13 protein-coding genes are annotated in these 22,082 nt (G+C 72.3%); 4 read left to right on the top strand and 9 right to left on the bottom strand.

Going from position 1 to position 22,082, the window contains the following annotated elements:
- Positions 1 to 196 precede the first annotated feature (196 nt).
- From NLX94_RS06945 to NLX94_RS06935, 3 genes are read left to right on the top strand one after another with little or no spacing between them, the layout of a single operon-like run.
- Entirely contained in the window at positions 197 to 2,233 is a 2,037-nt protein-coding gene (locus NLX94_RS06945; protein ID WP_254381698.1) for a PQQ-binding-like beta-propeller repeat protein, read from the top strand.
- Positions 2,234 to 2,271: 38 nt separating this feature from the next.
- A complete protein-coding gene (locus tag NLX94_RS06940) occupies positions 2,272 to 4,611 on the top strand; it encodes a PQQ-binding-like beta-propeller repeat protein (protein ID WP_254381697.1) in 2,340 nt (779 codons plus the stop codon).
- 42 nt (positions 4,612 to 4,653) lie between these two features.
- Positions 4,654 to 6,837: a serine/threonine-protein kinase gene (locus tag NLX94_RS06935; protein WP_254381696.1), complete on the top strand. Its 2,184-nt coding sequence runs from the start codon at positions 4,654 to 4,656 to the stop codon at positions 6,835 to 6,837.
- 8 nt (positions 6,838 to 6,845) lie between these two features.
- Here NLX94_RS06935 and NLX94_RS06930 read toward each other — a convergent pair whose 3' ends face one another.
- Together NLX94_RS06930 and NLX94_RS06925 are read right to left on the bottom strand one after the other, a co-directional pair.
- Positions 6,846 to 7,964, bottom strand: a complete 1,119-nt coding sequence (locus tag NLX94_RS06930) for an acyl-CoA desaturase (protein WP_254381695.1) — start codon at positions 7,962 to 7,964, stop codon at positions 6,846 to 6,848.
- A gap of 7 nt (positions 7,965 to 7,971) precedes the next feature.
- Positions 7,972 to 8,982 (bottom strand): ferredoxin reductase, encoded by a 1,011-nt coding sequence (locus NLX94_RS06925; protein ID WP_254381882.1) that lies wholly within the window; start codon positions 8,980 to 8,982, stop codon positions 7,972 to 7,974.
- A gap of 131 nt (positions 8,983 to 9,113) precedes the next feature.
- Between NLX94_RS06925 and NLX94_RS06920 the strand changes: the two genes are divergently transcribed.
- Positions 9,114 to 10,253 (top strand): PucR family transcriptional regulator, encoded by a 1,140-nt coding sequence (locus NLX94_RS06920; protein WP_254381694.1) that lies wholly within the window; start codon positions 9,114 to 9,116, stop codon positions 10,251 to 10,253.
- 158 nt (positions 10,254 to 10,411) lie between these two features.
- Here the strand turns inward: NLX94_RS06920 and NLX94_RS06915 are convergent, their stop codons facing one another.
- From NLX94_RS06915 to NLX94_RS06885, 7 genes are all read right to left on the bottom strand, one after another.
- Positions 10,412 to 13,516 carry a glycoside hydrolase family 38 C-terminal domain-containing protein gene (locus NLX94_RS06915; protein ID WP_254381693.1) on the bottom strand — a complete coding sequence of 1,035 codons (3,105 nt, stop codon included), beginning with the start codon at positions 13,514 to 13,516 and terminating at the stop codon, positions 10,412 to 10,414.
- A 58-nt stretch (positions 13,517 to 13,574) separates the two neighbouring features.
- Positions 13,575 to 15,332: a beta-galactosidase gene (locus NLX94_RS06910; protein WP_254381692.1), complete on the bottom strand. Its 1,758-nt coding sequence runs from the start codon at positions 15,330 to 15,332 to the stop codon at positions 13,575 to 13,577.
- A 91-nt stretch (positions 15,333 to 15,423) separates the two neighbouring features.
- Complete coding sequence (locus NLX94_RS06905) at positions 15,424 to 17,394, bottom strand: glycoside hydrolase family 5 protein (RefSeq protein ID WP_254381691.1); 1,971 nt, start codon at positions 17,392 to 17,394, stop codon at positions 15,424 to 15,426.
- 85 nt (positions 17,395 to 17,479) lie between these two features.
- Positions 17,480 to 18,325: a carbohydrate ABC transporter permease gene (locus NLX94_RS06900; protein WP_254381690.1), complete on the bottom strand. Its 846-nt coding sequence runs from the start codon at positions 18,323 to 18,325 to the stop codon at positions 17,480 to 17,482.
- Between the two features lie 5 nt (positions 18,326 to 18,330).
- Positions 18,331 to 19,323, bottom strand: coding sequence for a carbohydrate ABC transporter permease (locus tag NLX94_RS06895; RefSeq protein ID WP_374683920.1), 993 nt, complete (start codon positions 19,321 to 19,323; stop codon positions 18,331 to 18,333).
- On the bottom strand, positions 19,320 to 20,591 hold the full coding sequence (locus NLX94_RS06890; RefSeq protein ID WP_254381688.1) for an ABC transporter substrate-binding protein: 1,272 nt from the start codon (positions 20,589 to 20,591) through the stop codon (positions 19,320 to 19,322). The genes NLX94_RS06895 and NLX94_RS06890 overlap by 4 nt, the downstream gene beginning before the upstream one ends.
- Positions 20,592 to 20,771: 180 nt before the next feature.
- Complete coding sequence (locus tag NLX94_RS06885) at positions 20,772 to 21,905, bottom strand: ROK family transcriptional regulator (protein WP_254381687.1); 1,134 nt, start codon at positions 21,903 to 21,905, stop codon at positions 20,772 to 20,774.
- Between the last annotated feature and the right edge of the window lie 177 nt (positions 21,906 to 22,082).

Below are 22,082 nucleotides of genomic sequence, written 5' to 3'. Positions count from 1 at the left end.
CCCGGAACCGGACTCCGGGGTTCGTCGGTGCCATCCCTTCTACCCGCCCGGTGCGCCGGATCGTGGCCGACGCGGCCGTGGAGGTCTTCGGTGTTCGGGGAAGCCGAAGCGCCGGTGCTCCCCCGTCCGTCCAGGGGGTGCGTCAACTTTGTTGATTCCAAGGATGGTTGATGACCGCGCGCATACGATCAACGGCATGACACCAGTGATCGCCCCGTTGCCGGGCGGTACGCCCGCGCAGCTCGGAGGTCACCGGATCCTCGGGGTGCTCGGGGCCGGCGGCATGGGGACGGTCTACCTCGCCCGCCGCCGGGGGCGTCCGGTCGCCCTGAAGACCATCCGGCCCGAACTCTTCCGGGACGTGGAGCTGCGGGAGCGGTTCATCCGCGAGGCCGCCGCCGCGGCGGCGGTGCGCAGCCCCTTCGTCGCCAACGTGCTCGGCTCCTCGACCGCCGAGCAAGTGCCCTGGATCGCAGCCGAGTTCGTCCCCGGCGTGACGCTTGCCGACGCCGTACGGCGCCACGGCCCGCTGCCCGCGCCCGCCGTGCGCGTCCTCGCCGGGGCGCTCGGCCGGGCACTGGCGGCCCTGGGCGCGGCCGGGGTCGTGCACCGCGATCTGAAGCCGTCGAACGTCATCCTCGGCGCCGACCGCCCCCGCGTCGTCGACTTCGGCATCGCCCGGGTGACCGGCGACGCCACCTTGACCGCGACCGGGCAGCGCCCCGGAACGCCCGGCTACATGTCGCCCGAACAGGTGGTGAAGGGTCCCCTCGGGCCGCCCAGCGACGTCTTCTGCCTCGGCGCGCTGCTCGTCTTCGCACTGACCGGCCGGCACGCCTTCTACGACGGGGACCCGGTCCGCTCGGACTTCCGCATCGTCTACGAGCCCCCCGACCTCACCGGCGTTCCGGCCGGGCTGACGCCCGTAGTCCGCGGCTGCCTCGAAAAGCAGCCGGAGGACCGGCCCACCGCCGCGGAGGTGGCTGCGGAACTCGACCCGCAGGGCGCCGCCCTGCGCGCCGCCACCCGCTGGCTGCCGCCCGCGGTGCTCGCCGACGCCGCCGAGATCGCACGGGTCGCAGCCGCTCTGGGAGCAGGCCGGCTGCCGACCCGGCGCAGGGTGCTCACCGGCGCCGGTGCCGCCGTCCTTCTCGCGGCGACCGGTGTCACCGCCCTGCGCGCCCTCCGGGAGGACGACGGCTCCGGCCTGCGGCGTCACGGGCGGGCCGCCCCCCGCTGGAGCGGCCCGCCCGGCACGGTGCCGGAGCCCCTGTGGTCGTACGACGGCGCCGCGGCGCAGCCGGCCTTCGGGCCGGTCGAGGTCGACGGCCGGGTGTGCTTCGCGGACGGCGACGGCAGGCTCCTCCTCCACGATCCGGTTTCGGGCGAACGGCGGTGGCTCGGACCGGTGGTGCGTGGCCTCGTCGGCGGCCGCCGGCCCGTCGCCCTGGACCCGGACGGCGCCCTGCTGTTCCTGGACCCCGGCAGCGGTACGGTCCGCCACCGCGCGCGCGACGGGGTGAGCGGGCTGCTCGCCGCCGACGAGGACCAGGTGTACGTCCTCCACGCGGACGGCCGCCTGGCCGCATTCGAGCGGGCGGACGGCGCGGTGCGCTGGCGCGTGCCCCTCCCCCTGTCGGGCACGGTGCTCTCGGCGGCCGCCGGGTACGGGCGGCTGCTCCTGGCCTCCGCCGCCGGCGGGGTGGTGGCCCTGTCCGCCGCCGACGGCGGCCCCGTGTGGCAACGCCCCGCCGGCAGCGACGGCTCGCGGACGGCCCTGACCGCGGGCGGGGTGCTGCTGGGCGGGGCCGGGGACCGGACGCTGACCTGCCTGGACCAGGGACGCGGCGAACAGCTGTGGACCCTTCCCGCGGACGACAGTGCGGGCTTCGGCGTGCCCGCGCCGGCCGGCGAGCACGTGTACGTCGCCGACGGCCGCCAGCTCCGGAGCATCGGTGCGAAGACCGGAGCCCCCGCCTGGACCGTACTGGCCACCGAGGAACTGGACCGGGAACAGGCTCCGTTGGTGGCCGGATCCGGGATCTTCGCGCCGCTGCGGAGGCCCGAGCTCGGCATCCTCGTGGTACACGGCGGGCGAGCGGCCGAACAGTACGTGTACGCACCGGCCCCGGCCGGGGAGGTCCGGGCCGAGGTTCCCTGGCGGGGTGCGGTCGCCGGGGGCAGCGTCATCTGGCAACGCGGCAGCGCGGTCCGCGCCCTGCCGGGCATGTGACCAGCCCCTCGCGGGGCCACGAGGTGAGGGGGGAACGCATGGGGGGCGGACGTCTGGGCGAGGCCCTGCGCCCGGAAGACCCGCGGTCGGCCGGGCCGTACCGGCTGCTGGCCCGTTGGCCGGGCCCCCCGCCGGCACCGCCGCGGGGCGGCATGTACATCGGCCGCGACCGGAACCACGGGCACGCCGTGGTGTGCCTGCTGCCCCCGGCCGCGTACCGGGCGGCCGAGATCCTGAACCGCGGCCCCGTTCCGGGAGTGCCGGCCGTACTGGACCTGAGCACCGGCACCGAGCCCGCCTGGGCGGCCCTCGGACACACCCCGGCCGTGTCCCTCTCCGACGTGGGGCGGCGGCCCGGAACGGAGTCCGGCACCCTGCCGCTCGACCAGTCGGTGCGGCTCGCCGCGGAGATCGCCGACACCCTGGCCGCCCTGCACGCCCTGGGCATCAGCTACGGCGCGGTGGCACCCGACGGCGTCTGGCTCACCACGGGCCGCCCCCTGCTGATGGCCGTGCACGCCTGCCGTACGCCGTCCCCGCGCTCGGCTCACGAACCGGACCGGCGGCGGGCCCAGGGGCCGGGACCGGGCCAGGGGCCGGGACCGGGACCGGGCCAGGAGCCGCGCCCCCCGGCAGAGCCCGGGAGTCCCGAACCGCACAGCCGGGTGTCGACCGTGCCCGCCGGCTTCATGGCCCCGGAAGTGGCCGCGGGACGGCCTGCCTCCGCCGCTGCCGACGTGTACTCGCTCGCGGTGCTGCTGCTCCACACGGCCACCGGGCGGCTGCCCTTCGGGGACGGCCCGCCGCCCGTGCTGGCCTACCGCGCCCTCCACAACCGGCCCGAACTGCCCGGCCTGCCGGGAGAGCTGGCCGAGGTGGTGGCCGCGGCGCTCGCCGCCTCCCCTACGGACCGCCCCACCGCCGCGGAGCTGTGCCGGACCCTGCTCCCCGGCGGGCAGGACCCGGAGCGGACACCGGACCCGCTGCCCGGCCGGGTCGTCGCCGCACTGGCCGTACGCACGCAGGCCATCGCCGACCTGGAGATCGCCGATACGGATGCCTATGCGGATGCCGATGCCGATGCGCACGAGCCCCCGCACCCCGCCACCCAGGTGGCGACGCCCTCGGCCCCCGGCCCGGATCCGGACACGGACCCGCCCACCCGCCGCCGGGTCCTGGCCGGCCTGCTGACCGGCGCGGCGGGCGCGGCCCTGGGAGTCTCCGGGACCCTCGCCCTGTCCGCCCTGACCCGCGCGGACGCCCGTACCGGGCCGGCCGCGGCAGGAAGCGGTTCCGGTACGAGCCCCCGCGTGCCCGGCATGCCGCCGGCCGCCCTGTGGCGCCTGGACGACCCGACGGCCCGCACCCGGCTCCTCCCGGTGAGCAGCGCCGACCACTGTCTGATGAAGCGCGGCGACGTCCTGTACGGGCACGACCTGCGCACCGGCAAGGAGCTGTGGCAGCTGCCCGACAGCGGCAGCACCCCGCCCGTCCACGTGGACGGCGACCGCTTCCTGACGGCCACGCGCGAAGGGTTGTCGCTCTGCTCGATGCGGGACGGCCGTACCCAGTGGCTCCAGCGCAACGAGCGGCTCGCGGGGGTGCTCGCCGCCGACGGCGCCACCGCGTGGCTGCTCCTGGGGGACGGGAGTCCGACGGGCGGATACCTGCTGGCGGCGTTCGACCTGGACCACCGCAAGGAGGTGTGGCGCACCCCGCTGCCGAGCGGCTTCGGGATCGGGGACCTCGCCACCGCCGTCGGACCCGAGACGGTCGTCGTGGAGGTGCAGGTCTCCCGGCAGATGTTCCGGGACGTCACGGCCGTGCGGACCCTCACGATCGCGGGCTTCGAGCGGAGCAGCGGACGCATGCTCTGGAACCGCTCCTACCCCGACGTGCACGACGGCCCCGCCTCCGTGGTGGACCCTGCGGGCGGCGGACGGCTGTTCCTGCTCTCCCGCGGTCGCGCCCACGCCTACGACCTGAAGACGGGCACCCGGCTGTGGGAGTCGCAGGCCCTGGTCGCCGGGACCAACGCCCCGCCCCTCTTCAGCGGCGGCACCCTGTACCTGACCGACGACGGCACGGGCCCCATCGTCGCCGTCGACCCGGACACCGGCCGGACGCGGTGGGAGCAGGCGCTCAACGAGAACCTGGAGTGGAACATGCTCGGGACCATGACCACGAGCACCTCCGGACGCACCCTCTACCTCTCGACCCTGCACCAGGTCACCGCGACCGGCCTCCCTTCGGGCAAACGGCTGTGGCAGACCGGGCTCGCGGGGGTGGAGGCCCGGGAACCGTTCCAACTCGCCGCGGTTCCCGGCGCCCTGCTCGTCGCCCGGCCGTCCGCCGTCGTCGCCCTCCCGGCGGACTGACCCCTCGCTCTTCGACCGCCGCCCCGAAGGAGTCCACCGGTCATGTCCACGCTCCTGCCCCTGCTGCCCGACGATCCCGAACTGCTCGGGGAGTACACCCTCCTCGGCCGGCTCGGCGCCGGCGGCATGGGGACCGTCTTCCTGGCCCGCACCGCCGGCGGCCGCCTCGCCGCGGTCAAGACCGTCCGGTCCGACCTGCGCGACCGGCCCGAGTACCGCCAGCGGCTGAGGCTGGAGGCCGAGGCCGCACGGACCCTGGGGGCGGAGCACACCGCGGCCTTCCTCGGCGCCGACCCCGACACGGCCCGGCCCTGGCTGGCCACGGCCTACCTCATCGGGCCCTCGCTGACGGAGGCGGTGGCGGCCGGGGGGCCGCTGCCCGAACCGGTCGTCCGCGGGCTCGGCTCCGCGCTCGCCGCCGCCCTCACCGCCCTGCACCGCGCCGGACTCGTCCACCGGGACGTCAAGCCGTCGAACGTACTGATCACCGCGCAGGGCCCCCGGCTCATCGACTTCGGGCTCGCCCAGGCCCCGGGCAGCCCCCGCCTCACGGAGGCCGGGGGGCTCGCGGGGACACCGGCGTACATGTCACCGGAGCAGGCGCGCGGGGGGCCGCCCGGCCCGGAAGGCGACGTGTTCGCCCTCGCGGGGGTCCTGGTGTTCGCCTCGACCGGTCACGGCCCCTACGACGCCCGCGGCCGGCAGAGCACCCTCGAACTGCTGCGGCAGGGGGCCGACCCCGACCTGACGGGCCTGCCCGACGGACTGCGCGGGACGCTCACCGCCTGTCTGTCACCGGAACCGGGCGACCGGCCCGGACCCGGCCGACTGCGCGACGCGTGGGGGCCGTTCGACCCCGGGGAGTTCGCCGAGCTGCTGCCGCAGGCGCTCCTCGCCGACCTGTCCCGCCGGATCGGCGAGGTCACCACCGTCGCGGCCGCCCCGCTGCGCGCCCCCGCTCCACGCCGCGCGCTCTCCCGCCGCACCCTGATCGCGGGCACGGCCGCCGCCGCGCTCACCACCGTGGCCGGCGCCTCCGCACTCTGGGCCACTGGGAACCTCCCCGGCTCGGGCTCGGGCTCGGGCTCCGGCTCCGGCTCCGGTTCGGGGAACCGTACGGCGTCGCCCGGCGCCCGCCGGAGCTCCCGGCAGCCGGGCTCCCCACCGGCCCCGCTGTGGTCGGTCCCGTCCCCGTTCTCGGCCACCCCGGTCGTCGCGTCCGGCGAGGTCCTGATCCACACGGGCGACGTCCTGAGCGGCATCTCGACCACCGACGGCCGGATCCTGTGGGAGACCCAGAGCGCCAAGGTCGACGTGGTCGTGGCCGGAGACCGCCTCGCGGGCCTCGTCTTCGACGAGGACGGCAACGCGAGCGCGGGGTACCTGGACGCGGCGACCGGCCGTCTCCCCGCCGACGCGGCCGACCCGGCCGTGCTGGGCGGCCTCACCCACACCACCCAGTTGCTCGCCGCGGACGCCGAATGCCTCTACCTGAAGGCGTACTTCCGCTCTTCCGACCGGCGGCAGGAGGAGGAGGCCTGGCTGCTCTCCTACGAGCTGGGCGCCCGGAAGCTGCGCTGGCGCACCCTCATCGAGGGCGCCGTGCTGGACTCGCTCGGCTCCCTCATGATGTCGTCGGTCATCTCCGGCGGCCGGCTGGTCTGCTCGGATCCCGCACGCGTCTTCGCCGTCGACCTGCGCGACGGCCGCGTTCTGTGGACCTGCCGGGTCCGCACCGACCAGGAGGCGACTTCCACCGACAAGTCGGGAGGCATCAACCCCCCGGTCGTCTCGGACCGACACGTCTTCGACTTCGAGGAGCGGATCACCGCGGTGGACCTGCTGACGGGTGCCGTGGCCTGGAAGCTGGAACCGGAGGCCCCGAAGCTGCTGAGCGCGCCCGTCTGCGTGAACGGCACGGTGTACGTGGCGGACGGGGAGCTCCAGGCCTTCGACGAGTCGACCGGGAAGAAGGTGTGGACCCACGCCCCGGGCGCGTACGTCTCCATGCTGGCGGCTCCCGCCCCGTTCGGCGGGGAGCTCTACGCGGCGGTCGGCGGCGAGGGTCAGGCGGTCGTCGCGGTGGACGTGGCCGCCCGCCGCGTCGCCTGGACGCTCGCCGCGGGCGCCGTGAACATGCCCGACGGCCCGAACATGATCGTCCAGCGGGGGAACCGGCTCTACCCCCAGACCGTCGACCGCCTCGCGGCCGTACCGCTCGACTGACCGGTGAATCAGGCCGCGACCAGCTCCTGCTCGCGGTCCGGGGTCCTGACCTTGGGCTTCTTGTTCGGCAGCGACAGGCGGAAGACCTTGTGCCAGGCGGAAAACACCTGCTTGGGCAGCGGCCCGGTGACGTACTCCAGCTCGTACTTCTCGAACAGTGCGCGCACCTTCACCGCGACCTCGGCGTAGCGGTTGCTCGGCAGGTCCGGGAAGAGGTGGTGCTCGATCTGGTGCGACAGGTTGCCGGTCATGAAGTGCATGGCCTTGCTGCCGCTGATGTTCGCCGAGCCCATCATCTGGCGCAGGTACCACTGGCCGCGCGTCTCGCCCTTGATCGACCGGCGCTCGAAGACCTGCACTCCCTCGGGGAAGTGCCCGCACATGATCACCGAGTGGGTCCAGACGTTGCGGACCAGGTTCGCGGTGAAGGTGGCGGCGAGCGTGGGGAGGAAGGACGGGCCCGACAGCAGCGGGTGGATCACGTAGTCCTTGAGCACCTGCTTGCGGATCTTGCGGCCCACGGCCCTGGCCCGCGCGCGGAACTCGGGGTTCTTGCGGCGGCGCTTGCTGAGGTTCCTGCCGAGCTCCAGGTCGTACGCCGCGATGCCGTACTCGAAGAAGCAGGCGTTGAGGAAGTTCCACAGCGGCTGGCCGAGGTGGAACGGGTGCCACCGCTGGTCCTCGTCGACGCGCATGATGCCGTAGCCGAGGTCGTTGTCCTTGCCGATCACGTTGGTGTAGGTGTGGTGCAGCTCGTTGTGCGAGTGCTTCCACTGCTCGGACGGCGAGACGTGGTCCCACTCCCAGGTGGTGGAGTGGATCTTCGGGTCACGCATCCAGTCCCACTGGCCGTGCAGGATGTTGTGACCGATCTCCATGTTGTCCATGATCTTGGCCACGGACAGGCCGGCGGTGCCGATCACCCACGCGGGCGGGAAGATCGAGAACAGCAGCACACCCCTGCTGACCAGCTCGAGCTTGCGCTGCGCCGAGATGACCTTGCGGATGTAGGCGGCGTCCTTCTCACCTCGGCTGGCGATCACCTCGTCGCGGATCGCGTCCAGCTCGCGGCCGAGCTCCTCGATCTGCTCCGCGGTCAGGTGGGCGGTGGGGTCGATGGCGGTCAAGGTGTTCCTACCGTTCGATGTCGCAGGGGCCCGCCGCGGCGGACACGCAGGTCTGGATGAGGACGCCCGGCTCGGCCTCGGTGATCTCCCCGGTGCGGAGGTCGCGGACGGCGCCCGCCTTGAGCGGCGTGACGCAGCCGAAGCAGATGCCCATGCGGCACCCGGAGGGCATGAGCACGCCGGCCTCCTCGCCGACGTCCAGCAAGGGCGTGGCTCCGTCCGCATCGACGGTCCTGCCGCTCGCGCTGAAGGTGACCTCGCCGCCTTCACCGGCGACGACGATGCCGGCGCGGAAGCGTTCGGTGTGCAGGCGCTCTCGTACGCCGTGCGCGGTCCAGTGCGCTTCGGCGGCGTCGAGCAGGCCCGCGGGCCCGCAGGCCCAAGTCTCGCGCTCGGCCCAGTCCGGCACGAGTTCGTCGAGACGGGCGATGTCGAGCATGCCGTCCGTATCGGTGTGCACCTCGGTGAGCTGCAGCTTCTTGTCCGCGACCAGTTCGTGCAGTTCGCTGCGGAAGATCACGTCCTGCGGCTGTGGCGCGCTGTGGACCATGACGGCGTCGTCGAGCTCGGCGTCGCGCAGCATGCCCATCACGGGCGTGATGCCGCTGCCGGCCGTCAGGTACAGCACCTTGGCGGGCTTGGCCTGCGGCAGTACGAAGTCACCGGTCGGCTGGTCGAGCTGGATCAGCGTGCCCGGTGTGGCCCGGCGGACCAGGTGGTTGCTGACCTTGCCGTCCGGGATGGCCTTCACGGTGATCGTGACGCGGCCGTCCTGGCGGTTCGTCGGCGAGGTGAGGGAGTAGGCACGCCACAGGCGCACCCCGTCGACGTCGACCCCGATCCGCACGTACTGACCGGCCGTGTGGCCGCGCCAGCCCCGTCCCGGCCTGATCACGATGGTCGCGGCGTCCCCCGTCTCCGGGTGCACGGCCTCGATGCGCCCCCGCAGGTCCGCGCCCGCCCGCAGCGGGCTGACCAGGTCGAGGTAGTCCGACGGCAGCAGCGGCGTCGTGACCATCTCCAGCAGCTTCCAGGCCCTGCTGCGGAGGGCTGTACTCGTCATGGCCCCAGCTTGGTATGCCTCAGGGGGTAAAGTCCTGACCACAGGACGTAAATCTGGCCGGCCGAATTGTTCGCAGGGAACAAAAAGTGAGTCATGCAGTCAGGAGGGCCAGTGAGCTGGCCCTGGATGAGACGACCGTCACCGCGCTCCGGGCCGCGCTGAAGAACACCGCCGACGAGGTCGTCCAGGCGATCATCGACGAGGTCCCTCCTTACGCCAACGCCCTCTCGGGCCGCATGGGCGCCACCATCCGCCGATCGGTCCGTACCGCCCTGGGGCACTACCTCGACCTCGCGAGCGGACGCGCCACGGGCGGCGACGCCGGTGACGCGGCCTACGAGCTGGGCCGCGGCGAGGTGCGCGACGGCCGCTCGATGGACGCCCTGCTCAGCGCCTACCGCGTCGGCGCCCGCGTGGCCTGGAGATGTCTGGCGGCGGGTGCCGTACCCGTGGGCCTGCCCGCCGCCGAGGTCGCCAAGTTCGCCGAGCTGACCTTCGCCTACATCGACGAGCTCTCCGCCGCGAGCGCCGCCGGCCACGCCGACGAACTGGCCGCCCGGGGCAGGGACCACGAGCGCCACCTGGAACACCTGGCCCGCGACCTCCTCGCCGGCGCCAGCACCGACGTGCTGCTCGCCTCCGTTCAACGGGCCGGGTGGCACGCTCCGGTTTCCCTGACCGCGGTCCTGCTGCCCGCCGCCCAGGCCCGGCCCGCCTACCGCTCGCTGGACCCGGGCACCCTCGTCCTCGATGACCTGCCGGACGCCACCGGTGTGCTGCTGGTCCCCGATGCCGACCGACCGCACCTCCTGCGGCAGCTGGCCGACCGCACCGCCGTGGTCGGCCCGGCCAGGCCGTGGACGCGCGCGTCCGCCTCGTACGCCCGGGCCGTACGCGCGCGCTCCCTCTCCTCCGACATCCGCGACACCGAGGAACACCTGCCCGAGCTGGTGCTGAGCGCCGACGCGGACGCGTTCGCGGACCTGCGTGCCCGAGCCCTCGCACCGCTCCGGACCCTGCCCGCCGCGACCGCACGGCGGCTGGAGGACACGCTGCGGGAGTGGCTGCTGCACCAGGGCAGGCGGGACGAGGTGGCGGCAGCGCTGTTCGTCCATCCCCAGACGGTCCGGTACCGGATGTCGCAGCTGCGGGAGCTGTTCCCGGATCTCGCATCGCCACTGCGGGTCCTCGAACTGACGCTGGCGGTCGGCCTCCGAGCCGGCTGACGGGGTCCCGATACCCGCCGCCGACTCCGCCCCCTCCTCTGCGCGGAGCCACTGCACCGCTGTGGACACCGGGTCGCGACGCCCTTCACAGGCAGTGCACAGGCTCCGGAAGGTCGGCTCCCAGAGGAGCGGCGACACGGGTGCTCCCCCTCGTTCCGTCACCCGTTCGCCGTCGGCGCCGTGGCCGCCGGCCGCAGCCTGAGGGTGAGGATCTGGAACGGGCGCAGGGTCAGGGACACCTGCCCCCCGGAGGTACGCCGGGCGGCTCCGGATTCCTCGCCGTCGGCGAGCGGGCGCTCCAGGAGATCGGTCACGGTGGCCGACTCCAGCGGGAAGCCGGTGGTCAGCAGTGCCGTGGCCCGCCCTCCGTGCGCCTCGTACAGGCGTACGACGAGATCGCCGGAACGGTCGTCGGCGAGCTTGACCGTGTCGACGACGACGGCGGCCGCGTCCGTGACCACCAGCGGAGCGATCTGCGCCGGGCTACCGGCCACGACGCGCTCGGGCACGTTGAAGCCGTAACCCTCCCGGACCGCGTCCGCGATGTCGGCGCCGATCACGAACCCGTAGCGCAGGCGGTGCCTGCCCCGGTCGGCCTCCGGGTCGGGGTAGCGGGGGGCGCGGAGCAGCGAGAGGCGGACGGTCGTGGTGGTGCCGCCGTCGGAGCGGACGTCGCGGGTGACCTCGTGCCCGTAGGTGGAGTCGTTGACGACGGCCGCGCCCCAGCCCCGTTCGCCGACGTGGAGGAAGCGGTGGGCGCAGAACTCGAATTTGGCGGCGTCCCAGCTGGTGTTGGTGTGGGTGGGACGCGGGACGTGCCCGAAGGGGATCTCCGCGCTGGAGTGGTCGGCCCGTACGTCGATCGGGAAGGCGGCCTTGAGGAGCTTCTCCCGCTCGTTCCAGTCGATCCCGGTGTCGATGTCCAGGCGCCGGGATCCTTCCCGGAGGGAGAGGAACTGCTCGATCCGGGAGTCGCCGAAGGTCCGCACGATCCGCACGCCGTCCGCCTCCGCGCACACCGACTCGGCCTCGTCGAGGTCGTGCACGGTGTTGCGGTAGAAGGCGTCGATGTCCCAGGCGTCGTACTGGTTGGGGAAGTCCTGGTGGAGCTGGAGGAGGTTGGCCGCCCTGCCGGGGGCCAGGGCCTCGCGGCCCGCCGTGAGGTCGTACGCCGAGGTCACCAGGCCCCGGGCGTCGACGCGGACGCGGACGAGCCCGTTGTCGAGGACGTGGCCGCCGTCGGCCGGTTCGGGCGCGATCGGGCGGGGCGAGGAGTCCGCGCACGGCGACGCGCCGAGGGCGGGGACACCGTGGCGGGTGTACGGGGAGGCGTTGAAGACCAGCTTCCCGTCCCCCTCCCCCGCGAGCGCGCGCTGGGCCGCGGTGACGATCGCCTCCAGCTCGGCGGTCACGGCCGCGTAGGTCGCCTCGGCCTCCCGGTGCACCCAGCCGATCGAGGAACCGGGCAGGATGTCGTGGAACTGGTGGAGCAGGACCGTCTTCCAGAGGCGGTCCAACTCCTCGTACGGGTAAGGCAATCCGCAGCGTACGGCCGCGGTGGCCGACCACAGCTCGGCCTCCCGGAGCAGGTGCTCGCCGCGGCGGTTGCCCTGCTTGGTGCGCAACTGGCTGGTGAGGGTGCCGCGGTGGAACTCCAGGTAGAGCTCACCGACCCAGACGGGGGCGTCGGGATACTCCGCGTGCGCCCGCTCGAAGAACTCGGACGGGCTCTCGACGGTGACCCTCGGCGAGCCCTCCAGGTCCTCCACCCGGGCCGCGCGGGCCAGCATCTCGCGGGTGGGACCGCCGCCGCCGTCTCCGTACCCGAACGGGAGGAGCGAGCTGTTGGCGGCCTCCTTGTCCTGGAAGTTCCGCACGGCGTGGGCGAGTTCGGCACCCGTGATCTCGGCGTTGTAGGTGTCGACGGGCGGGAAGTGGGTGAAGATCCGGGTGCCGTCGATGCCCTCCCACCAGAAGGTGTGGTGCGGGAACTTGTTGGTGGTGTTCCAGGAGATCTTCTGGGTGAGGAACCAGCGCACGCCGGCCAGTTTCATCAGCTGGGGCATGGCCGCGTTGTAGCCGAAGGTGTCGGGCAGCCACATCTCCTTCGTCTCGACGCCGAACTCGTCGAGGTAGAAGCGCTTGCCGTGGATCAGCTGCCGGGCGAGGGCCTCGCCGCCGATGATGTTGGTGTCGGGTTCCACCCAGAGGCTGCCGACGGGCAGGAACTGCCCGGTCTTCGCCTTCTCCTGGACCCGGCCGTAGACCTCGGGGCGGCGCTCCTTGAGCCAGGCGAGCTGCTGGGCCTGGGACATGGCGAAGCGGAAGCCCTCGTGGTCGTCCATGAGGTGGGTGACGTTGGAGAGCGTCCGGGCGACCTTGCGCACGGTCTCGCGCAGCGGCCAGAGCCAGGCGGTGTCGATGTGGGCGTGCCCGACGGCGGACATGCGGTGGGCGCTGGGGGCGGCGGGGGCCGCGAGGGCGGGGCGGAGCACCTCGCGGGCGGCGGCGGCGCCGGCGGGCACGTCCTGGAGGTCGATGCCGTCCAGGGCGCGCTCGATGGTCCGCTGGAGCTGCCAGCGGCGCGGCTCGTACTCGGGGAGCTCGCGCATCAGCTCGCCGAGGACGTCCAGGTCCTGGGCGAGTTCCCACACCTCTTGGTCGAAGACCGCCAGGTCGAGGCGGAGCAACTGGTAGATGGGGAGGTGCGCGAGGGCGGGTCCTCCACCGCTGCTGCCCTTGTGGTCACGGTTGCCGGCGCCGCCCGCCAGCCAGGCGGGCCGGTCGCCGGTGTGGCTGGGCAGGTGGTCGTCGTTCAGGTTCGGGTTGGCGGCGGCCTCGACGTAGTACGTGAACTCCTCGCCGCCGACGGCCGGGTCGGCGACCGGGATGTAGGCGTTGCGGGGGTTGAGGGCCTTCACCACGGTTCCGTCCGCCCGGTGGACCAGGCCCTCGCTGGAGAAGCCCGCGCCGGTGAAGTTGAAGCCGATGTCGACGACGGCCTCGACCCGCTGCCCGGCCCACTCCTCCGGCACCCTGCCGCTGATCCGGAACCAGCTCGTGGTCCACGCGGGCCCCCAGCGGTGGCCGAGCGTCACCGGCTCGTACGGAGCGGCCAGACCTTCGGCGACGGGGACGGGTTCGCCCGGGACGTCCCAGATCGCGATGTCGAGCGGGACCGTGCGGGCGTGGACGGCGGGCCTGATCCGCTCGTCGAGAACGCGGGCGAGCCGCTGCTCGGTGAGGTGCTGCTTGCTGTGCATGAAGGTCTCCGGAGTCGTACGGCAGCCGGTGCTGAGGTGTCGAGGTGGAGCGGCGGTCTCAGTCCTCGGTGATTCCCAGGTCGGGCGTGCCGCGCAGCTCCACCGTCCGGGTGGTGGAGCCGTGCAGTTCGAGGACCGTGATCTCGTTCCGGCCCGCGCTCAGGACCGGGGCGGGGACGTAGAGCGTGGTCTGCGGGCCGCGCGACCAGTAGCGGCCGAGGGCGAATCCGTTGACCCACACCAGGCCCTTGGTCCAGCCGTCCAGGGCGACGAAGCCGTCGGCCGGGTGGGTGATGTCCACGTGTCCGCGGTGGAAGGCCGGTCCGACCGGGGGCGCGGAGGTGTCGAGGGGCGTGTAGGAGGGTGCGTCCGGGTCGTCCATCGGCAGCGAGCGGCTGTACCAGTCCACGAGGGGCAGGCCGTTGGCGGTGACGGAGCCGAGCAGTCCCTTGCGGTCGTGCATCGCCCGCCCGTAGTTCACCCGGCCCTGGTTCTCGACGAGCACGGCCAGGTGGGCGCCCCGCCGGGAGGTGAGGAAGGTCAGCGCGTGCTCGTGGTTCTCCCGCTCCAGGACGCCGACCGGCTGCCCGTCGACGAAGACCTGGGCCCGGTCGTGCACCTCCTCGGCACGGAGCACGGTGCGTCCGGCGTCCGGGAGTGTCGTCTCGTACAGGACGAATCCGAAGGACTGGCCGAGCTGTTCCATGGTGACCGGGTGGTCGGCGTGGACGGCGGGGCCGCCCAGCAGCTCGCTCTGGTCCAGGAGGCCTGCGCAGGAGGTGAGTTCGGCGACGGTGCCGGTGAGCTTGGGCGCGGGCGCGGGGACCGGCTCGTCGGGCACGGGGGCGTAGCGGGAGATGACCTCACGGAAGGCGGCGTACTTGGGTCCGGGGTCGCCGGCCTCGTCCAGCGGAGCGTCGTAGTCGTAGGAGGTGACGATGGGCCGGTAGGTCCCCTTGTCGTTGGCGCCGTTGGTGAAGCCGAAGTTGGTGCCGCCGTGGAACATGTACAGGTTGACCGAGGCACCGGCCGCGAGCAGCCGGTCGAGGTCGGCCGCCGCGTCGTCCGCACTGCGGGTGACGTGGGTGCCGCCCCAGCGGTCGAACCAGCCGATCCAGAACTCGGAGCACATCAGCGGGCCTTCGGGCTGCTGGGTGCGCAGTTCGGCGAGTCCGGCGTCCACGCGGCTGCCGAAGTTGACCGTGCGCAGGACTCCGTCGAGGCCGCCGCGCTCCAGGTCGGAGGGCTGGTCGCAGGTGAAGAGCGGGACGTCCACGCCGTGCTTGCGCAGCAGGTCCGCCAGGTCGGCGAGGTAGGCGGAGTCGTCTCCGTAGGCGCCGTACTCGTTCTCCAGCTGTACGGCGATGACGGGGCCGCCGCGGGTGGCGAGGTACGGGCCCACGGCCTCCATCAGGGCGGCGAGGTAGTCGTCCACCGCCTTCAGATAGCGGGGGTCGCGGCTGCGCAGGGCGATGTCCTCGTCCGCGAGCAGCCACGAGGGAAGACCGCCGCCCTCCCATTCGGCGCAGATGTACGGGCCGGGCCGCAGCAGGACGTGCAGTCCCTCGGCGGCGGCCAGGTCGAGGAAGCGGGGCAGGTCGAGACCTCCGTCGGCGCGGAACTCGCCGCGCCGGGGGGAGTGCAGGTTCCACGGGACGTAGGTCTCGACCGTGTTGAGCCCCAGCAGCCGCGCCTTGCGGAGCCGGTCGGCCCACTGCTCCGGGTGGACGCGGAAGTAGTGCAGTCCGCCGGAGATGATGCGGAACGGCCGGTCGTCGAGTCGGAAGCCGTCTGCGGCGATCTCCAGTCGAGGCATGGCTGTGGTGCTCCTAGGTATCGGTGCGGGGGTGCCGGCACGCGGGGTGCCGGCACCTGACGTGTCGTGCTGTGGTGCCCGAGGCCGTCGGTCAGCTCCGGGGGCGGCAGAGGAGGGCGTCGGGAGCTCCGCCGTGCTGCCACTTCCAGGTGAAGGCGACCCCGGCGAGGTACTCGTCGTCCCGGCACTGGCCCTTGTAGGCGCCGGGCGCCCAGTCGCTGGCGGTGGAACCGCCGGTGGCGGGGCGGTTGTCTCCGCGGTCGAACCAGAGCAGCCGGTTCGTGGTGGGCAGCGGCGCGGCGGAGGGTGCGCAGAGCAGGGCTGCCATCGCGTTGCCGTTGACGCTGTAGCCGACGGCGAAGGTGTTCTTGGGGCATTCGAGCTTGTTGTAGCCGCTCGCCCAGTCGCCGCTCTTGACGTAGCGCTCGTCGATGACGGTGGTCCACATGCTGTCGGCCTTGGCGAGGGCGCCGCCCGCGTCGGTGCACAGGCCGCGGTTGTTGCTCCGGGCGAGGGCGACGAGCCGCTGGCTGTCGGGGCAGTTGCCCTTCCGGTTGCCGGCGCTCCAGTCCGCCTGCTGGCGCATGGTGGCGGAAAGGTTCTGGTCGGCGAAGTCGAGGTCGACCATGTTCCAGTGGTCGACCTGGGCGACCGGGCCTGTCTTGCCGGGGGCGTTGACCAGCTTGTTCCAGTGGGCGGCGCGCCAGTCGCCCGGGTCGTTGACCGCCTGCCGGTTGCCGGCGGCGTCGTAGGAGATCAGCGCCCAGTTGTCGTTGATCTTGCCGTTGGTGCTCCAGCCGACCAGCGGCCACTGGGCGAAGTCGGTGTCGTTCGCCACCAGGATGTCGGTGAAGCGGGCAAACCAGTCGTTCTCCTTCTGGTCCGTCTGGCCGCGTCCGCCGGTGCCGAACTCGCTGATCCACACGGGAGCGGTGAAGTGCTGGCCCGCTTCGGTGACGAACAGGGCCTGGTCGTCGACGACCCGGATGAGGGCCTCGGGCGAGAGGTCGCGGTAGCGCGGGTCGTTGGTCTCACCGTTCTGCCAACCACCACTCGAACCGGTGTGGTTGGGGCCCGTGAAGCCGTAGAAGTGGGCCGCGTAGACCAGCTTGCCGGAGTTGATCAGGGTGTTGGACAGGTTGCGGACCGGGGTGAGCGTCGGCCGGCCGTGGGGGAACATGCCCTGCGGGATGCCCTGCCAGTTGATGCCCTCCATGATGACGAGCATGTCCGGGTCGGCTTCGAGGATCCTGTTGCCGGCCAGCTGGTAGGCGTTGTACAGGTCGTGATCGTTGCCCCAGCCCCAGTTCGGGTCGTTGTTGAAGTCCCTGCGGACCTCGTTGCGCAGATCCGCGCCGACGACCCGCTTGTTCGACTTGTAGCGGTTCACCAGGAACAGCCAGTTGTCGATCCACTTCCCGGTGGTCTGGCTGGTGTTCCAGCGTTCGTTGCCGTCGAGGGAGCAGCAGAAGCGGTAGGTGGTGGTGTGGTTGTTGAGGATGACGGCGAAGCCGTCGTCGGTGAGGGCCTTGACCACCGCGTCGAAGACCTCGAGCGGGGTCTTGTCCTCCAGCTGCGGGTTGGCCGCGACGGCGTGGTCCGGCACCGGGGTGCGGTCGTCGATCATGGCGTCGGCGTAGGGAAGCCGGATGCTGTTCAGGCCCAGCGCGTGGAAGTCGGCGAGGATCCGGCTGATCGGGGTCCGGTCCAGGCCGAGCGGGATGTTGTTCGACATCTGGTCCGCCTGGTGGTTCGCGACGTCGCTCTGGCTGCCGCTGCCCTCCCAGGTGCCCTGGGCGCCGGCCCAGTTGCTCGCCTTCAGCTTGAAGCGGTCGCCGTCGGCGTCGACGATGTACCGGCCCCGGGTGCTCAGCGGGCCGGTCCAGGACGCGGCCAGCTGCTCGCCGGTCAGCGCGACGGGGGCGTCGGCCGCGGAGGCGGGTGCGAGGGGGGCCGCCGTGGCGGGGAGCGCGCCGATGAGGAGGGCGCCGGTGGCCAGCGCGGTGGTCAGGGCCCGGGTGGCGGTCCTCGCGAGGCCGCCGTGGGGCATGCGTGATCTCATGGTGCTGTCCTCCAGGGTGAGGGAGTGAAGGAGGTACCGCGCTCCGGACCGGTGGTCCGGTGTTCAGGGGAAGCCGAAGGCGCCGTCAGCCCTTGAGGCCGGTGTGGGCGATGCCTTCGACGATGTGGCGCTGGGCGACCAGGAACATGACCACCAGAGGGGTGATGGTCACGACGGCGCCCGCGAACAGGCCGGGCAGGTTGACGGTCTGCGCCGTGAGGAAGGTGGACAGGGCGATCTGCGCCGTCCAGGCGGTCGGGTCCTGGCCGATCACCAGGGGCCACAGGAAGGAGTTCCAGCTGTCGATGAAGGCGAGGGCGCCGAGGGAGGCGAGCATGGCTCCGGACGACGGCAGGGCGATCCGGCGGTAGAGGCCGAGCCAGCCGAGGCCGTCCAGTCGGCCGGCTTCCTCGATCTCGCGGGGGAACTGAAGGTAGAAGTTGCGGAACAGCAGGACCGCGAAGGGGTTGAAGAGTCCCGGGGCGATGATGCCCCAGAGGGTGTTGATGCCTCCGAGCGAGCCCACGACGACGAAGGTGGGTACGAAGGTCGCCGAGCCGGGGATCATGAGCGTGGCCAGGACGAGGCCGAGCACGACGCCGCGGCCGGGCACGGGGATGCGCGCGAGCGCGAACCCGGCTGCCGAGGCGAGCAGCGTGGACACCGGGGCCGTGATCGCGGCGATCAGCAGGGAGTTGGACAGGGACCGGCCCATGTTCACCATGGGGTCGCTGAACAGGGAGGTGAAGTTCTCCCAGTGCATCGTGGAGGGCCACCACGTCCACTCCGGCGCCGTCAGGGTCCGCGTGTCCATGAGCGAGTTGCGCAGCATGAGGTAGAAGGGGGCGAGGAACGCCACCATCAGGACTCCGGCCAGCAGGCCGCGCGCGGGGCGCCGCAGGGCACGCGCCCCGTCCCGTACGGTCGTCACCGGGCTCACTCCTCGCTCTTTCCGAAGCCGGTGATCCGTCCCTGGACCAGGGTCACTCCGACGATCAGGGCCGTGAGGACGAAGGCGCCGGCCGATCCGAGACCGTAGTTCTGGACGCCCATCGCGGTGTCGTAGAGGTACATCAGCGGGGTCTTCACCGGCGCGGTGCTCGTACCGGACAGGCCGCCGCCGAACAGGTTGTAGAACTCGTCGAACGCCTGGAAGGCCGCGATGAACAGCAGCATCAGGACGGCGACCGAGGTGTTGCGCAGCATCGGCAGGGTGATCCGGCGCAGCAGGCGCAGCCCGGTGGCTCCGTCCAGGGCGGCAGCCTCGTAGAGCTCCTTCGGGATCGCCTGGAGTCCGGCGAGGAAGAGCACCATGTAGAAGCCGACCTGGAGCCACAGGCGCAGGGTCACCAGCGCGATCCAGTACAGCGGGGGCGAGCCGGCCTGGAGCCAGGGGGTCGCCTCCATCCCGAACCAGCCGCCGATCATATTGGCGATGCCCGCCGGCATGCCGCTGAACAGGGACATCTTCCACAGCAGCGAGGCCGCGACGTACGAGACGGCGGCGGGGATCAGGAACGCGGTCCGCAGGACGGCCCGGCCCCGTCGGATCCGGTGCACGAGGAGTGCGAGGCCGAGCGAGGCCGCGAACGTGATCGGCACGATGATCAGGGTGAACAGCAGGATCTTGACCAGCGAGCCCCGGAAGGCGGAGTCGCCGAGCAACTGCCGGTAGTTGTCGAGCCCGACCCAGTCGCCGAGCGCGATGGTGCCCTGGGCATCGCTGAGGCTGAGCAGGAGGCTCCAGCCGATGGCGATGTACTTGAACAGGCCGAGGCCGATCAGCATCGGCGCCGTGAGCAGGGCGAACGCGCCCCAGGACCGCCAGTCGACACGGCTTGTGCGGGTGCGGGCGGAGCCCCGCGGTAGGTCCGCGGGGCGCCCGGCACTCCCGGAGCGTGGCACGGAGTGCGTGGTGGCGTTCATCAGGACAGCTGCTTGTCCACGGCGCCCTGGGCCTGCCCTGCCGCCTCGGCGAGCAGCGTGGCGGCGTCTCCCTGACCGGTGACGACCTTCGAGACCGCCGCGCCGAACGGAGCGCCGGAGGCGGAGTCCCAGGTGTTCGGGTTGCTCCGGCCGTACTTCGCGGCCAGCTCGACGGCCTCCTTGGCGGTGCCCTTGCTGAGCTTGCTCGCCGTGGCGGCGACGGACGTGCGCGGCGGGACGTGGAAGCCGTAGCCCTCGGACCAGTCCTGCTGGAGCTCCTTCCGGTCGATCCAGAGCCACTTGACGAACTTCTTGGCCGCTTCCACGTTCTTGCCCTTGGCGTTGACGCAGCTCGTCCAGCCGCCGACCCGCAGGACCGGAGCGCCGCCGGCCTTGAACGCGGGCCACGGCAGGATGCCGTAGTCGTCGCCGAGCGCGCTCTCGATGGCGGGCATGGCCCAGAGCCCGCACCACTGCATCGGCACGACGCCCTGGACGAAGGCCGAGGGGTCCCACCAGTCGGTGGTGAAGCCGAGCAGCAGGGACTTGTCGTCGTGCAGGCGCTTCAGGCCCGTGACGGCCTCGACGCCCTGGGGCGAGGCGAAGCCGATCTTGCCGTCGGCGACGAGCTCGCCGCCGTTGGAGAACACCGAGAGGGCCGGGGTCTCGCCGATTCCGTCGTTGCCCACGAACAGGCCCTTGGTCTTCTTGGTGGTCAGCGCCTTGGCGGCGGCGACGAGCGCATCGAAGGTGGTGGGCGGGGTGATGCCGGCCTGGGCGAGGACGCTCTTGCGGTAGTAGAGCATCTGGACGTCGTCGATCATCTTGACGCCGTGGAGCTTCCCGTCGACGGTCACGAGATCGCGGGCGCCCTGGTTGAAGTCGTCCTTGGCGCTGCCGTACTCCGCGTCGAGGGCGGCGACCTGGCCGCGCCGGGCGAGCCCCTGGGTGAAGTCGCCGTGTTCGAAGACATCGGGCGCCGCTTCGGTGAGCAGCGAGGCGTTGAGCTTGGCCGTGTAGTCGCCGGGCACCCAGGTGACCTTGACCGCGATGTCCGGGTTCGCCTTGGTGAACTCGGTGGCGTACCGGGTCAGGGCCTGCTGGGTGCCGGCCTCGCCGTAGGCGTGGGACCAGACGTTCAGGGTGGTCTTCGCTCCGTTCGAGGAGCCGCCGGACGGGCTGGTGGTACAGCCGACCGCCGTGCCGGCGACGAAGAGGAGGGATCCACCGAGGAATCCTCTACGGCTAAGCTGGGCTCTCTGTCCGCTCATGTCGCTTCCTTGCGTGGTGATGTGGGCGTGCGGGTGATGTTGTCCGGCGGGGCCGGTGTCCGACGTTCACAGCTGCCAGGCGGTGACGGACATCGGTCGCGCCGGTGACGTGGGCCGGTGATGGGGCTCCCGGTCGCACGGCGTTCATGGGGTGACCCTTCGCAGCGGGCCGTGGCGCCCTCAGGGGAAGAGCGCCTGGATGCTGACGACGGCCGCCGCTCGGGCCCATTCCTCCCAGGGCAGGGGGCGGAGGGTCAGCGGGCACTTCGCGGCCGCCTTGAAGCAGTGCGCGGCGTACGCCTCCTTGATGTGCACGCCGAAGAGGTCGTAGGTGTCGAGTCCCTCTCCGGTGACGACGACCCGTTCGGGCCCCAGGAGGCTCACGAGGCTGGCGATGCCGGTGCCGATGGCCTGGCCGGCCCGGGCGAAGGCGTCCCGTGCGGCAGGGTCTCCTTCCCGGGCGAGGCGGACCGTCCCGTCGAAGTCGAGGTCCGCACGGCCGGTTGCCCGGCGCACGGTGGTGAGGATGGCGTCGCTGGAGGCGATCGCCTCGACGCAGCCGATCGAGCCGCAGTGGCAGCGCGGTCCCGCCGGATCGACGCTGATGTGGCCCATCTCCCCGGCCACCCCGTAGGCGCCGTCCACGAGTTGGCCGTTGACGACGATCCCGGAGCCGATGCCCGCGCCGATGGTGACCAGGGCGAAGTACTCGGTCCCGATGCCGTCGCCGAACCAGTGCTCCGCGACGGTCAGGGCCTTGACGTCGTTGGCGATGGTGACGCTCAGCCCGGTGGCGCGGGCCACGGTCTCGGCCAGCGGCACGTCGCGCCAGCCGGGGAGCACCGAGTAGCGCACGCGCCCGCCGGGCCGGTCGACGTCGCCGGAGACGGCGATGCCCATCTGCCGGGTACGGGCCTTGAACTCGGGCTGTGCATCGAGGAGTTCCTCGACGAGCTCGGCGATCAGGGCGCACACGGCGGCCGGGCCCCGGTCGGCCAGCGGTCGGCTCGCGTGGAAGCGGGGCCGGGATCGCAGGTCGCAGACCGTGCCGTACAGATGGTCGGCGCTGATCTTCACTCCGACGAAGAACTCCCGGTCGGGGGTGACGGACAGCGGGTTCACCGGGCGTCCGGCCCCGGGAGCGGTGCGCTCCGGTGGAAGTTCGTGCAGGTAGCCGTCGTCGATCAGCGGCCGGGCGGCCTTGGTCACCGCGGTCGACGACAGCCCGGTGCGGCGGGCCAGTTCGACCCGGCTCAACGGGCTCTCGGCCAACAGCAGGCTCAGGATGGCGGTTTCGGCCGGGGCGGTGACCAACGGCCTTGTCTGGTTTGGAAACACGGCGGCAACGTACCGGTAAATAAATAAGTTCGTCCAGTATTGATTTTCGCGAACCTGCCGCCCTACTCTCGGGTCACTTCCGTGCCCTTCCGGAGGCTTCGGCGGCAACCGCCCCTCCGCGGAGCGCCGGACCCACACGTTCGCCCGACCTCT

The organism is Streptomyces sp. TBY4, from assembly GCF_024213195.1.
Taxonomy (GTDB): Bacteria; Actinomycetota; Actinomycetes; order Streptomycetales; family Streptomycetaceae; genus Streptomyces.
The sequence above is the reverse complement of the archived record's forward strand: the minus strand, read 5'-3'. Positions and strand labels throughout refer to the sequence as shown.